This window comes from Vibrio sp. 05-20-BW147, from assembly GCF_013369385.1.
Taxonomy (GTDB): Bacteria; Pseudomonadota; Gammaproteobacteria; order Enterobacterales; family Vibrionaceae; genus Vibrio; species Vibrio floridensis.
In genome coordinates this window covers 246,103-259,943 of the sequence record NZ_SZTO01000001.1, presented here as the reverse complement: position 1 = coordinate 259,943, position 13,841 = coordinate 246,103, and the positions used below count along the sequence as shown (strand labels likewise).

12 protein-coding genes are annotated in these 13,841 nt (G+C 45.8%); 8 read left to right on the top strand and 4 right to left on the bottom strand.

Going from position 1 to position 13,841, the window contains the following annotated elements:
• Positions 1–145: 145 nt before the first annotated feature.
• Together FC652_RS01160 and FC652_RS01155 are read left to right on the top strand one after the other, a co-directional pair.
• Positions 146–460 (top strand): hypothetical protein, encoded by a 315-nt coding sequence (locus FC652_RS01160; RefSeq protein WP_011082494.1) that lies wholly within the window; start codon positions 146–148, stop codon positions 458–460.
• Positions 461–504: 44 nt separating this feature from the next.
• A complete protein-coding gene (locus tag FC652_RS01155) occupies positions 505–1,191 on the top strand; it encodes a YafY family protein (protein ID WP_176297156.1) in 687 nt (228 codons plus the stop codon).
• 57 nt (positions 1,192–1,248) lie between these two features.
• Here FC652_RS01155 and FC652_RS01150 read toward each other — a convergent pair whose 3' ends face one another.
• Together FC652_RS01150 and FC652_RS01145 are read right to left on the bottom strand one after the other, a co-directional pair.
• On the bottom strand, positions 1,249–1,797 hold the full coding sequence (locus tag FC652_RS01150) for a sugar O-acetyltransferase (protein ID WP_015727642.1): 549 nt from the start codon (positions 1,795–1,797) through the stop codon (positions 1,249–1,251).
• A 123-nt stretch (positions 1,798–1,920) separates the two neighbouring features.
• Complete coding sequence (locus FC652_RS01145; RefSeq protein WP_047111874.1) at positions 1,921–2,319, bottom strand: OsmC family protein; 399 nt, start codon at positions 2,317–2,319, stop codon at positions 1,921–1,923.
• A gap of 147 nt (positions 2,320–2,466) precedes the next feature.
• Here FC652_RS01145 and msrB point away from each other — a divergent pair, with 147 nt between their 5' ends.
• The 3 genes from msrB (at position 2,467) to FC652_RS01130 (ending at position 6,495) form a co-directional block, all read left to right on the top strand.
• Positions 2,467–3,609, top strand: coding sequence for a peptide-methionine (R)-S-oxide reductase MsrB (msrB, locus tag FC652_RS01140; RefSeq protein ID WP_176297155.1), 1,143 nt, complete (start codon positions 2,467–2,469; stop codon positions 3,607–3,609).
• Positions 3,610–4,015: 406 nt separating this feature from the next.
• A complete protein-coding gene (locus tag FC652_RS01135; RefSeq protein ID WP_176297154.1) occupies positions 4,016–5,032 on the top strand; it encodes a GGDEF domain-containing protein in 1,017 nt (338 codons plus the stop codon).
• A 389-nt stretch (positions 5,033–5,421) separates the two neighbouring features.
• A complete protein-coding gene (locus FC652_RS01130; RefSeq protein ID WP_176297153.1) occupies positions 5,422–6,495 on the top strand; it encodes an OmpA family protein in 1,074 nt (357 codons plus the stop codon).
• 142 nt (positions 6,496–6,637) lie between these two features.
• On the opposite strand, the gene FC652_RS01125 is transcribed toward FC652_RS01130, so the two are convergent.
• Positions 6,638–7,273 carry a LysE family translocator gene (locus FC652_RS01125; RefSeq protein WP_176297198.1) on the bottom strand — a complete coding sequence of 212 codons (636 nt, stop codon included), beginning with the start codon at positions 7,271–7,273 and terminating at the stop codon, positions 6,638–6,640.
• Positions 7,274–7,504: 231 nt separating this feature from the next.
• Between FC652_RS01125 and FC652_RS01120 the strand changes: the two genes are divergently transcribed.
• The gene (locus FC652_RS01120) at positions 7,505–8,980 is read left to right on the top strand and encodes a carboxypeptidase M32 (protein WP_176297152.1); all 1,476 of its coding nucleotides are present in this window, start codon (positions 7,505–7,507) and stop codon (positions 8,978–8,980) included.
• Positions 8,981–9,159: 179 nt separating this feature from the next.
• Here FC652_RS01120 and torS read toward each other — a convergent pair whose 3' ends face one another.
• A complete protein-coding gene (gene torS, locus FC652_RS01115) occupies positions 9,160–12,108 on the bottom strand; it encodes a TMAO reductase system sensor histidine kinase/response regulator TorS (protein ID WP_176297151.1) in 2,949 nt (982 codons plus the stop codon).
• Between the two features lie 109 nt (positions 12,109–12,217).
• Here torS and torT point away from each other — a divergent pair, with 109 nt between their 5' ends.
• Both torT and FC652_RS01105 read left to right on the top strand, forming a co-directional pair.
• Positions 12,218–13,234, top strand: coding sequence for a TMAO reductase system periplasmic protein TorT (gene torT, locus FC652_RS01110; protein WP_176297150.1), 1,017 nt, complete (start codon positions 12,218–12,220; stop codon positions 13,232–13,234).
• A 52-nt stretch (positions 13,235–13,286) separates the two neighbouring features.
• Positions 13,287–13,742 (top strand): methylglyoxal synthase, encoded by a 456-nt coding sequence (locus tag FC652_RS01105; RefSeq protein ID WP_176297149.1) that lies wholly within the window; start codon positions 13,287–13,289, stop codon positions 13,740–13,742.
• Positions 13,743–13,841: the final 99 nt, after the last annotated feature.

The following is a 13,841-nucleotide window of genomic DNA, read 5'->3' as shown; positions in this document are numbered from 1 at the left end:
ACCAACTCATTTTTCGCTAGTTTATACCCAAGTAACCTCAAGATGCGAGTTTCAGCGAACGTTTACCGGGATTCGGCTACTGACACGTTCTGACAGCAAAGAGAGCTAATGTGAGTTCGACTATCACACAACAGGAGAATCTCTCATGGAACAAGTTATCGAGTTAGTAAGCTACACGTTAGTGGAAGGGGCAACAGAGCAGGACATCGTTACAGCGACAGAACAAAGCCATCGGTTTATCGCTACTCTGCCCGGTTTTCTTTATCGCTCGCTAAGTCACGACAGCACCACGAATCGTTGGACAGACATTGTTTACTGGCAAACAATGGACGATGCCAAGAATGCTGGTGAACAGTTTATGGCTTGCCCTGATTGCCAACCATTGATGGGGTTGATCGAACAGCCATCATTAGTGATGCAGCATCAGTTGATCAAAATGAGTTCATGCAGCACTCAGTGATCGACCAGCATCACTTAACCCAGTTTGTTTAATTTAGGAACACCATGAGTAAATCGGAACGACTATTTGAACTGCTCACCCTATTACGCTCAAAGCGTTACGCAGTCACCGCCAAGCAACTTGCCGAAACAATGGAAGTGAGCGAGCGGACGATTTATCGTGACATTCAATCACTGATTCACTCTGGTGTTCCCATTCAAGGAGAAGCGGGCGTTGGCTACTTACTCCAAAGTGGTTCTCACCTGCCACCGCTGATGTTTACTGAAAAAGAGATGATGGCACTGGAACTTGGTATGCGAATGGTGCGAGCTTGGTCAGATGCAGAATTGGCCGACGCGTCGCGCTCCGCCTCCATCAAGATTCTTTCGGTCCTGCCGGATAAACTCAAACAGCAAGTGGAAGATTTTCCTCTCATTGTGCCAGAGTTTCATACCTATTCAGAAACCGCAAAGCGCGGGCAACTGCTGCGACACGCGATTGAACATCACTTTAAGGTCAGCCTCGATTATCAAGATGAAAACGGCCAAACCACTGAACGTAAAATCCAACCTCTTGGCCAGTTCTTTTGGGGCAAGGTTTGGACGCTGGTCGCCTGGTGCGAACTTCGCCAAGATTACCGTCAGTTTCGCCTCGACCGAATCCAAGCGCTGCGTATGCACGATGAAGAGTTTGAGACAACCGCAAGCAAATCGCTCAAGCACTATCTAGCGCAATACGAACCAAAGGATTGATAGCGAACAACCAACCTGAGCGTTTTTCGCATCAACGGTGTCGATAACGTGTTCGCGCTACTTGTCTAACCGTCTAATCAGTTTCGCTGGGGTGCCCCCATACAAACAGTCTGGCGGGACATCATGATTGACGACCGAATTTGCAGCGATGACGGAACGAGCTCCAATGGTGACCCCCTGATTGATAACGCAATTTCCACCAATCCAAACATCATCTTCTACAACAATCGGTTTGCAGAAGGTTTCCCACTGGCGGCGGCTTCGGTAATCAAGAGAATGAGAAGCGGTATAAAACTGGCAACTCGGGCCAATTAACACGTGGCTGCCGATCGTAATGTGCGCCCCATCCAGCATCACAACATTCATGTTGATGAACGTTTCCTCACCAATAGAGATGGTTTTGCCAAATTCACACATAAATGGTGGCTGGATATAACTGTTGCCCATGCTGGCAAAGAGCTGTTTTTGCAGTGTGATGCGTTGTTCTGTTTCCGTTGCTGCGTTGATCTCTTTCAATAACACCGCAGCACGATTGCGAATCGCATCAATTTCCGCATCCGCGCCATCAAAGATTTGCCCGGAATTCATTTTTTCAAATTCAGTCATCGGATACACCTCATCCTAAGTGACGAAAAATACTCATCCATCCTAACCACAAGTCAAAAAGAAAAAAGAGAAAAGCCTTCACTTTTCTCTTCCGCTTTAACGAGTTATTTGGGTCGTTTGGATTTAAACGATTTCCCAACTGTGGCTCATTTCCACTCCTGCACCGAGCATCAAGCACACAGAACAATATTTTTCGAGAGAGTCCGCCGCCACTTTTGCCACGATCGCTTCATCAAGCTGTTCACCCGAAACGACGAAATGGATGTTCACTGCGGTAAAAATTCGTGGAGCGGTTTCACGACGTTCAGTGGTCAGTTTTGCGTTCACAGAACTCACTTTTTGACCTGCCGTCTTCAGACCGTCTACCACATCAACAGAGCTACAACCACCCGCAGCCATTAGCACCATTTCCATAGGGCTTGGCGCCGTTGCACCACCATTTCCGTCCATAACAACGGAATGTCCTGACTGCGAGGTACCCAAAAATTTAAAATCTTCTACCCACTTAACTTCTGCTTGCATGGCTTCTATTCTCAACATTGACCATTAGTGGCTCTACTCTAGCCAGCTAAAACCGGATAGCAACGGAAAATTGCATTTCTAGGAAATTTTTTTGTCCTTTGGCCTTTCTTGTTACGTATGTTCTCAATAAATTCCATTGAGGTAGTAATGAAAAAACTCAGCAAATTACTCATTTCCGCAGCCATTGCGCTGCCACTTATGTTCACTCTGCTCGCCAAAGTCGGCGTGGCCGATACCATGGACAAAACCGCACCACATTTGACATCCTTGCCAGTTGCAACGCTAGCTGGTGGTTGTTTCTGGTGTACTGAATCAGACCTTGAAAAACTGAATGGGGTGTATGATGTGGTGTCTGGTTATTCGGGTGGCGAAATGGCGAATCCGACTTATCGACAAGTCTCCTCGGGTAAAACGGGTCACATTGAAGTGATTCAATTCCGCTACGATCCCAACGTTGTCAGCTATGAAGCGGTGTTAGATTACTTCCTACGCCATATTGACCCTACCGACGATAAAGGCTCATTTGTCGATCGAGGTCCACAATATCGCCCCGCTATTTTTTATCATACTGCCGAGCAAAAACAGATTGCGGAGCGGTTTCTTAAAGAAGTCGATGAGGCGAAGATCTACCCGAAACCAATTAAAACGGAATTGATTGAGTACACAGCGTTTTATCCCGCGGAGCAATACCATCAGGACTACTACAAAAAAAGTAGCTTGAAATACAAGTATTACCGCCACGCCTCTGGTCGCGACCAGTATCTCGATAAAGTCTTTGGTGATGATCGCATTGAGCAACCCAAAACACTGCGTCAGTTGATTGATGAGAAAGCACTGACGAAAAACGCCAAAACCTACTCGCGCCCATCAGACAAAGAGATCAAAGCACAACTAACAGATTTACAATATTACGTCACACAGAAAGAAGGCACTGAAAGACCCTTTAACAACGAATATTGGGATAACAAAGAAGCGGGTATCTATGTCGATATTGTCTCTGGTGAGCCACTCTTTTCTTCAACGGACAAGTATAAATCCGGTACAGGCTGGCCAAGTTTTACCAAACCGATTAGCTCGGCTTACATTGTCACCAAAACCGACTACAAACTGCTTTACCCCCGCACAGAGGTACGAAGCAAGTTTGCGGATTCGCACTTAGGCCATGTATTTGACGATGGACCCGCACCAACCGGATTACGTTATTGTATGAACTCTGCTGCGATGAAATTCATCCCTGTGACTCAAATGGAGAAAATGGGTTACGGCGAGTATTTAACGTTGTTCCAATAACAAGGTCGATTTTCTGTTTATTCTCCAATGAGGGGCACATTTTGTGTCCCGCATTTTCTTTTCAATTTGTCTCATACCTACAAACTGTGATTTCAAACTGGATTTTACCAATTTTCTGGTTTAAGGTTCACTCATTGCAAACAACCTTGTTGCACATCACTTTCCCAAATGTGTTCCGCGAGAGGTAAGGCAGTTGTTTCAACACCCTCTTTCTCACTTCATTGCGGAACCTTTCTCTTCAATCTCAAAAATCAATAGATCGACGACCTATTATTAAATTGATTGCTTGCAGCATAGATTTTTTTAATAATTCCTGCTCAAAAATGATAAAAATTAAAGCACTACAATCATTGTTCCGCTACTCTTAGCTATATGATTGTTAGCTATCGTTAAAAGCATAATTAGAATGACAAGCGACGACTTTAAGAAATCCACCGCCAACTTAAAAAAAGCGGTACCTTTGATGATTAAGAATCACGTAGCGGCTACACCAGCAAACTATGCCCTTTGGTATACCTACGTGGACAACACCATTCCTCAACTCAACCAGGAAATGGATACCGTTTTAGAAAACTACGGTATCTGCCCACCCGCGACGAACGAGCAACTCTACAACAACTACGTAGCAAGCAAAGCGGAAACCAGTATGAAGGAGTTGAGAAGCAACATTGAAGTGTTGTTGCTCGAGGTTGCAAGCTCCATGACGGATACTATTGCGGACACTTCCTCTTTTTCAGCGCTCGTTGATAAGAATTTCAGCAAGTTAGAGAAAGTCGAAGACGAAGGCTTGAGTATCGAAGAAGTGATGGGAGTTATTCGAGAGTTGGTGACAGAGTCGCGCGAAATTCGTCACTCTACCCGTTTTTTAACTAGTCAGTTAAACAATGCGAGTAGCGAAATTTCACGACTCAAAGAACAGTTGGCAGAGGTACAACGAGATGCCCTGTTTGATGGTTTGTCAGGCATCTATAATCGACGCGCATTCGATAGTGATCTTAAGGCCCTTGTGAACTCGCAGCAAAATCTCAGTATTGTGTTACTCGACATCGACCATTTTAAAACGTTTAACGACAACTATGGTCACCTGTTTGGTGATACGGTTATACGAGCCATAGCCAAGCGCTTGCAAATGAGTTGTCGAGAAGGAATTTCCGCCTATCGCTTTGGCGGTGAAGAGTTTGCGTTGATTGTGCCAAACAAAACGCTTCGTATCGCTCGTCAGTTTGCAGAATCTCTACGCCGGATAATCGAAAAACTGCAAGTAAAAGATAAGCGTACCGGACGACAAGTAGAAAATATCACGGCATCATTTGGCGTTGCTGAACTTAAAACGGATGAAACATCAGAATCGTTGATCGAACGTGCAGACAAGTTACTTTACGAAGCCAAACAACTAGGACGCAATCGCGTTATGCCGATTTAGCCTCAGTCCGTTATCGGTGAAAACTATGCCGTTGCTAACGGCTTTCTGGCTCTCCTATTATAATGAAGCCGAATACCAATTCTAAGACCTAAGCAGCTACGTTTACTCATCAACGTAGCTCCACTGAGCAACATCACCTTAAATCACTCAATTTTAGTTAGCAAAAATAAAACACTCCCCGTCATTTTGCTCAAACACTTTGTGTAAACGATCACGTAATCACTCAAATATTAAATCAATCTTTTAACATCACTGCTTGGTTAATCTTTCAGTGCTAGTATAAACCTGTTGAATGCATAGTTAGGTCAACTGAGCTAAGCACTGCATTCCAAGCGTTCTCCATTAGGACAATAAAGGAATTATTTAGCCTTAAACAGTAAGGGAAATATATGAAAAAATTAGCCATCACCCTTTCCACGGTGCTCGCTAGCAGTGGTTTGTTTACGGGGGCTGCGCATGCGGCTTGGTCAGATCTCTATTTTGGCGGTAAAATTGGCTACGCTAACCTAGATGATGCATGCTATTTGGACTCTCCGTGTGACGATGAGTCCCTTGGTTTTGGCGTTTACTATGGTTATGACTTTAATAAGATCATTTCTGCCGAGTTAGGCATCGATATGCTTGGAGAATATGAAGCAAATTTCTCCAATGGCTATTTCTCCGAAGGAAAACTGGCGGCTTTCACCTTGGCTCCAAAAATCAATCTACCCATCAATGACAAGTTAGATGCATTTGTTAAACTTGGCGCAGCCTATATGCTTTATGGTGAAGACAAAGACCTTGTCCCTACCGGCTCTCTTGGTATCGAATATGCGCTAACAGAAAGCTTTAAAGCACGAGCAGAATACCAACGCTATCAAGATATGTCTGATGAGATTGTGCAAGATATGGATGCCAACTTCTTTGCTATTGGTATTACTTATCTATTTGGGGGTGCAAGTTCTGCTGCTGCCACTGCCGCTGCGGCAAAAGAAACCGCTGTTGAACCAAGGGCGACTGAAGAAGTGCAATCAGAACCCGTGGTGGCAGAGCCGATCCTTTTAGTCGAAGAGGCAAAACCTGAACCGAAACCGGAATGGGTGAGTAAGTTCTCTAACCAGCAGTTCAACCAAGAGCTTTTCGCCACGGGTAGCAGTACGTTATCTCCTAGTGGCAAACAGGCCTTAGACCCGTTGGCGGAAGCATTGCTTAAGTTCCCTGACGCACAAGCGAACATCGTCGGTCACACAGATTCAACGGGCTCAGAAAAGGTAAATCAAAGAATTTCTGAGCAGCGTGCTCAAGCTGTCGCTGACTACTTGGTCTCACGGGGAGTCAAACTGGAACAACTAACGGTTGTTGGCGCAGGTGAATCTCAGCCCGTCGCGACTAACAAGACGGCAGAAGGCCGTGCGAAAAACCGTCGTGTCGAAGTAACCATCCCAAGTTTTGAGTACCAAGAGTTGCAACAACCAACACAATAATCTCTCCGCTTAATAACGAAGGGAGCAAGCTGCTCCCTTTGTTATAAGCTAAAATCGTGTTTGCGGAACACTGACTAGAGACACTCATGTAAGAGCACCACCGTCGCCATTATGTGTCTTCAACAGTAATCAAGCTGTTGACTCACATTGGCTTTTCGGCCAGGAGTTTAACGCCCAATACAACGAGCACCGCACCTGTTGCTCCCTCCATCCACTTCATAAATCTCGCATTTTTAAGTAAATTTTTTGCCGAGTTGAGCGCCCCCGCTAAGCCACATTGCCAAACCATTGCAATCACAAAATGAATACCTGCCATGGTCATTGATTGAACAATCGGCGACCCTTCAGGGTTTACGAACTGGGGTAAAAAAGCCAAATAAAACACCGCTGTTTTTGGGTTCAGCACATTCGATAGAAAACCTTCACGAAGCGAGCGCTTAGCATTAAATGGTTTACTTAGGCTCTCGTTGACAGACATCCCGTTATTACTTTTAAACAAAGCTTTCAAACTGCTTAACCCCAACCAAATCAGGTAAACAGCACCGACCATTTTCACCAGTTGAAAAAGCTCTGCGGATTGAGCAAGAATGGCCGAAATGCCGATTGCAGAAAACAACGCGTGCACAAACAAACCTGTACAAATGCCTAGGCTGGTGACACATCCATCATTAAGCCCCCCTCGGCTGGTGTTGCGAATCACCAATGCAGTGTCTAATCCCGGCGTCAGAGTCAAAATTGTAATCGCGATTAAGAAAGCTTCGAAGTTTAAAATATCCATATATCGTTGTAATGACGTTGAAAGTGTGAACATCAATACTCTTAAAGTTCGCTCTGTGCAAGTAGTACTCGAAGGAAACGTTTCCGAGTTGTACAAATCCGATGAATTAGGGACAATGCATCTTTCGCTTTATGTGCAGCACTAAAGCGCAATTTGGAACCTTCATTGTTAAGCACTATGTGCCTAGTGCATGAAGGAGATATGGATAGAACAATCATAAAGAGACGTCACATGAGCGCATTTCAAAAACTCCTCGAACATTCCCAAAAAGTCTCCCACTTTGAACACCTAAGTGCCATTGTCAGCTGGGATCAAGCCGCAGTCATGCCATCCGGGGGTGCAGAAGCCCGCTCAAATGCAATGGCAGAACTGTCAGTACATATTCATTCACTGATGACCCAGCCACAATTGGGCGACCTGTTCGAACAGGCTTCTCTAGAGTCGCTATCGAACGAACAAAGCGCTGTTTTACGTGAAATGAAGCGCAGCTGGCAACAGGCGACACTCTTACCCGAATCTTTGGTGCAAGCACAATCACTAGCGGGTTCAAAATGTGAACACGCATGGCGCACGCAAAGGGGCAATAACGATTGGCAAGGTTTTGAGAAAAACTGGGCTGACGTGGTTAAACTATCGCAAGAAGAAGCTCAAATTCGTGCAGATGCGGCGGGGAGCTCTCCTTATGATGCCATGCTCGACATCTACGAACCTGGCACAAGTTCCGCTTCTCTTGACGTTCTGTTTTCCGATGTAAAAACGTGGCTACCATCATTGATTGATGAAGCCATTGAAAAGCAAAAATCAAACAACACTCAGCTGCCAACGGGTCACTATCCAGCAGAAAAGCAGAAAGCACTTGGCCTAGAAGTCATGAAGCTGCTTCAGTTTGACTTTGAACATGGCCGGCTCGATGAGAGTGTTCACCCTTTCTGTGGCGGTGTACCGACAGATGTGCGAATTACCACTCGTTATGACGAAAAAGAGTTTGTTCAATCACTCATGGGGATTGTTCATGAAACTGGCCATGCACGTTATGAGCAAGGATTGCCAAAGGCATTTTCTGGGAACCCAGCGGGCCAAGCTCGTTCAATGGGTATTCATGAGTCTCAATCCCTGTTTTTTGAAATGCAACTGGGTCGCAGCCAGCCGTTTGTTGATCATTTATCGCGTTTGGCAGCAAACCATTTTCAAGGTGATGAGTTCCGAGCAGAGAACTTGGCCAAAATTTATACTCATATCGAGAAAGGCTTCATTCGTGTCGATGCCGATGAACTGACCTATCCAGCGCACGTGATTCTACGCTATGAAATTGAACGCGATTTGATGAATGGCGCAATTAAGCACACCGACGTGCCTGAGCTTTGGAACGAGAAAATGAAGTCCTATCTCGGACTATCGACTGAAGGTAACTATAAAAATGGTTGTATGCAGGATATCCATTGGACCGATGGCTCTTTCGGCTACTTCCCAAGTTATACCTTAGGTGCAATGTACGCCGCGCAGTTTATGGCAGCCATGAAGCAAACAGTGGATGTAGAACAAGCTATAGGATCGGGCGATCTCACGCCGATTTTCACGTGGTTGTCTACTAACATTTGGAGCAAAGGTAGCCTCTTAACAACGGATGAGTTAGTAAAGCAAGCCACTGGTGAAGTCCTTAACCAAACGCATTTTATGCAGCACTTGAAATCTCGCTATCTGGGCTAATCACCCGACGCTAGAAACGTGGGCTGGTGACAATGATTGTCACCAGCCTTCCACTGCTCTCATCATCGCCAAGCTTGTTAGAACTTAAAGCAAGGCACGCTATTTACCTTATCTTACCGACCAGACTAAAAAACGGTGGATGTAAAACAACGCCGTGGATAAGCCGTGTTCTTCTAAACTTATTGGACACCGCGTGAAACAAGCGTAGTCAGCACCATAGCACTTTGTTTTACACAATCATCAAGCTGACTTTTCAGCTGAAGATAGCGATTGTTCGATAACGGATCGATTTCAATGTCGCGACAGAGCATCATCAATGCGGTTAGCCCTAAACTGCCCGCACTTCCTTTTAGCTTATGCGCTAAGCTTCTAACTTTCGCCTCATTGCCTGCTTGCGATTCTTCTTGCAATTGTTGCAAGATCTCTTGGGAACTACTGTTAAACAGTTCCACAATTTCACGCATCTTGCGTGGCCCAAGCACTTGCATATCCGCAAGCACCACGTTGGGATCGATAATCTCAGCAGCCTCCTCTAATGCACTATCTAATGGCAGAGCTGTTTTGCCGTCGTTACATTTGGCCAGAGCGTCATCGTCAACACCATCATCATTCACGACCCGTTCCCTACCTTCCAACATTTTTTGGATAAGCACTTCTAGAGCATCCCTCTCTAGCGGTTTTGCAAGGAAACCATCAAAGCCAGACGCGAGATAACTTTCGACTTCTTCGTTAAATACATGAGCAGAAACGGCAACCATAGGCGTTTTTCTCGCGAAATCCCCCTCGAGTTTCTTTAGACGATGTATCAACTCAGTGCCATTACAATCAGGCAAGTTAATGTCCACAAGCGCAAGATCGAAACCGTTGGGTTCAAACAACGTTTCTGCATCCGCGCCATCTTCGGCCATGACAACGCTGTGTCCCAGGCTCTTTAAAAAACCTTCAGCAACAATTCGATTCACGGCATTGTCTTCAACCAATAGGATTTTGGCTTTGCGGCATTGTGACCATTGCGTATCGACGATTGGTTCGATGGCGTCACACCGAGTTAGCGGCACTGAGAACCAAAAACGACTTCCCTCCCCCTCTTGCGAATCCATGTCCATATCCCCACCCATGGCCTGTATGATGCGTCGGCTTATCGCTAAACCCAGTCCTGTACCACCTACAGACTGTTGCCCGCCGCTGGCCTGAGTGAACGCATCAAAGAGCGTGGCTTGCTCTTCAACTGCAACACCGATGCCCGTATCAGCGACTTCAAAACTAACCCTGCGCTCATCATTGGCATCGAGACAGACATAAATATCCACCGATCCTTGAGGGGTAAACTTGATCGCATTTCCCACAAGGTTGTTCAATACTTGGCTAATTCGAGTAACGTCGCCACGCCAATACTTAGAGACATCCGCCTCAATATGGTAGCTAAAGGTCAAATTTTTCTCAGCGGCTCTGCTTTGCATCAGTTGGAACGTATCTTCCACCATCTGATGCAACTCAAACGCTGACTCACGGATCTCCAAATGGCCAGCTTCGATTTTGGAGTAATCCAGCACGTCGTTCAAAATCGCTAATAGATTCTTACCACTGCGGTTAATGATGTCGGCATAGCGCTTTTGTAAAGGGTTCAACCCAGAATCCATCAGCAATTGAGCCGTGCCCAGCACCCCATTCATCGGTGTGCGGATTTCATGACTCATCGTAGCAAGAAACGCTGATTTAGCTCTGTTAGCTTGTTCGGCTTGAGAGCGTGCCTTAGCGTGATTAAGTACTTCGTGATTGAGCTTTTCATTCGTCAACTGCAACTGTCGCGTCCGCTCCGTCACGAGTTCTTCAAGGTGCTCTTTGTGTTCTTGCAGCTCGCGTTTCGCTTTGGCTTCCCCTTCCGCAACAATTTTTAACGCTTGAGCCGTGTTTCTAGCAGTAATAATGGCTTGCCCCATATGAGCCAACTCGTCGTTACCGCGAACGTGCAACTCAACATCGAGATTACCCTGGGCGACTTGTAATAATGCCGCAGAGTACTCGGTCAAACGCCTGACCACTGAGACGTACACCACTCGCCAAACAATGACGATAGCGACAATTAAACCTGCCAGTGAGATCACCGTTAGGATCAGTTGAGCGAGATTGAGCGTTTGGGTTAACGCCGTGACCGCATTGGTTGTGGTTTGATTTGAGTCATCTACCAGCTTGTTTACCGTGCCGTTCAGTTCAGAAAACAGCGCCAAGTTTTTCTGCATCAGTTGTTGTGACTCGAGCTCATTTTGATACTGCTGGCGAAGAATATTGAATACCACTTGTCGTTTACCCAGTTCGCTGAGTAAGTGTGACATTTGTGCTGAACGAGTCGGATCTTCAACAGCTTGAACTCGACGAACCATGATCTTCAGATTCGCATCAAACTCATTTCTCACATCTTGAATTCGGTCAATGTTGGTCAATGTGCGAGCCTCTTCAATCTGATTGAGCATTTTAAAAGCCAACAGATGAAGTTCGTGTAGTCGCTCCGATAGGTCTAAATCCACCTCGACCAAGGCATCTAACGCTTGGTAGGCTTGTTTGGTTTTACCATCTTGTAATAAATCATAAATATGAGTGACGTTCGCAACCGCAATCGTGCTGGTGTTCAGAACTTGTGTGCGAGTAAGCTGCTCCAGTTCTTCGCTCAGCAAGCGCATTTCTTCTACCCTGCTTTCTATCTCTTTAGCCAGCCATAACTTCTTTTCAACCGACACACCAAGATCGGCTAAGTTATCAATCACACCTTGGACGTTAGACTCCAAACGCTCAAGCAATAACGGATCAAATGACTCTCCGCCCCCTAAGGCTTTAATATGAGTGAGCAACGATTCCAACTGGGCAAACAGCTCCTTACCTGACATTTTCCGTTCGTCTTCATTTTTCGCGTTGGAGAGGGTTTGAACCGATGCAATGATACGTGAGCTGAGCTCAGAGACTTGACGCGCTTCAATCATGGCCGGGATGGCTGTATCGACGACGTTTCGCTCGGTTTTTGCGACAAAGGAAAAGCCTGACACACCAATCAGTGCTGAGAACATCACCAACATGGCCATGGCGATGAACGAAAGCAGAAGTTTACGCCCAATACTTGCTGTTGCTAATAACATACGTTTCTAAACCTAACCTATCGGCCATTGCTACATCAGCATTGGTTCGCCGGGGAGAATACGCTATATTCTGCACGTATCTTCCATCTATGCCAATGAACCTTGCCGCATGTTAAAGACTAAGCACATTTTTTCGCGTTGTTTGCGCAAAACTATACCAGTTTCTCTCTCGCTGCTGTCGATGGGCACCGTACAAGCGGCAGAAAAACTGTGCGCCATCTATCCGCATTTAAAAGACTCTTATTGGCTCTCCGTGAACTACGGCATGGTTTCTGAGGCGCAAAAAGAAAATGTGAATTTGCGCGTACTCGAAGCTGGCGGTTATCCAAACACCACCAAACAACAGCAACAATTGATGCTGTGCAGTAAATGGGGCGCCGATGCCATTATTTTGGGCACGGTTGACCCACTCGCTTTCAACGAGAACCTACAGAAATGGACGGGAAACATCCCCATTTTTGCCACGGTAAACCAACTGATTCTGGACAAGAAGCAGAGCCAAAACCTTAAAGGCAGTGTCGGTGTAGATTGGTACTGGATGGGGCATCAAGCAGGTCAATATCTTGCACAAAAACATCCCGCAGGCTCAGGGGTAAAAAAGGTGGTTCTTTTGCTTGGTCCCAAAAGCAGCGGTGGCACCAAACCCGTTGATAAAGGATTCCGAGAAGCGATTGAAGGGAGCGACATTCGCATCATCGAAAGTTTCTGGGCCGACAATGACAAAGAGTTGCAGCGTAATCTGGTACAACAGGCGATTGACATGCCCGATGTCGATTATTTAGTCGGTAGTGCGGTCGCCATGGAGGCCGCCATCAGCGAACTGCGAAGTGCGAACAAAACGGGTGAAATAGGCTTGATCTCAACCTATCTCAGCCATGGGATTTATCGCGGTCTACTGCGCAACAAAATCGAGTTTGCGCCAACCGATAAAATGGTGCTTCAAGGACGTTTATCCGTTGAACAAGCGGTGAGCTATTTGCGTCAGCAACAATATGAAACCCACAGCAGTCCAATCATTCAACCGCTCACTCCAGACACGCTGAATGTCTCAACTATCGAAGAGTCTTTATCGCCATCCGAATACAGGCCTATTTTTGATGTTAAAGCAGTTGAATCTCAGCGATAAATTATGCTTAATGAAGACGAACCTCGTTAGGTAACCATAACGGAAAGAATGAATGCAAAAAACAACTCGTACCATGCCTGCGCATAAGCACATTGCGCTAGTGGCCCACGATAACTACAAACCTGAATTGTTGCGCTGGGTAAAAGAAAACAAAGAGAAACTACAGAGCCATTTCTTGTATGCCACAGGGACAACTGGTCACATGCTAAGCCGTGAAACAGGTCTAGCCATCAAAAGCATGATCAGTGGCCCAATGGGTGGTGACCAACAGTTAGGCGCCTTGATCTCTGAAGGTAAAATCGACATGTTGATTTTTTTCTGGGATCCACTCAACTCAGTACCGCACGACCCTGACGTAAAAGCCCTTCTTCGTATCGCCAGTGTTTGGAATATTCCAGTTGCAACCAACCGCGCAACCGCGAAGTTCATTTTTGAATCTTCACTGCTTAACCAAGAGGTTTCCATCGAAATTCCAGATTACCAAGCTTACCTTTCTGCCCGTACCTAATCGTTTGACAACAAAAAACTTACGTCAAAAATAGATCGGAAGATTCAAAAGTAGATAGAAAAATGCCAGCTCTCGCTGGCATTTATGTGTTATCGTTGC

Excerpts from the sequence above, each read along its gene's own strand:
- FC652_RS01160 (WP_011082494.1), top strand. The coding sequence starts at position 146 with ATGGAACAAGTTATCGAGTTAGTAAGCTACACGTTAGTGGAAGGGGCA.
- FC652_RS01155 (WP_176297156.1), top strand. The coding sequence starts at position 505 with ATGAGTAAATCGGAACGACTATTTGAACTGCTCACCCTATTACGCTCA.
- FC652_RS01150 (WP_015727642.1), bottom strand. The coding sequence starts at position 1,797 with ATGACTGAATTTGAAAAAATGAATTCCGGGCAAATCTTTGATGGCGCG.
- FC652_RS01145 (WP_047111874.1), bottom strand. The coding sequence starts at position 2,319 with ATGCAAGCAGAAGTTAAGTGGGTAGAAGATTTTAAATTTTTGGGTACC.
- msrB (WP_176297155.1), top strand. The coding sequence starts at position 2,467 with ATGAAAAAACTCAGCAAATTACTCATTTCCGCAGCCATTGCGCTGCCA.
- FC652_RS01135 (WP_176297154.1), top strand. The coding sequence starts at position 4,016 with ATGACAAGCGACGACTTTAAGAAATCCACCGCCAACTTAAAAAAAGCG.
- FC652_RS01130 (WP_176297153.1), top strand. The coding sequence starts at position 5,422 with ATGAAAAAATTAGCCATCACCCTTTCCACGGTGCTCGCTAGCAGTGGT.
- FC652_RS01125 (WP_176297198.1), bottom strand. The coding sequence starts at position 7,273 with ATGGATATTTTAAACTTCGAAGCTTTCTTAATCGCGATTACAATTTTG.
- FC652_RS01120 (WP_176297152.1), top strand. The coding sequence starts at position 7,505 with ATGAGCGCATTTCAAAAACTCCTCGAACATTCCCAAAAAGTCTCCCAC.
- torS (WP_176297151.1), bottom strand. The coding sequence starts at position 12,108 with ATGTTATTAGCAACAGCAAGTATTGGGCGTAAACTTCTGCTTTCGTTC.
- torT (WP_176297150.1), top strand. The coding sequence starts at position 12,218 with ATGTTAAAGACTAAGCACATTTTTTCGCGTTGTTTGCGCAAAACTATA.
- FC652_RS01105 (WP_176297149.1), top strand. The coding sequence starts at position 13,287 with ATGCAAAAAACAACTCGTACCATGCCTGCGCATAAGCACATTGCGCTA.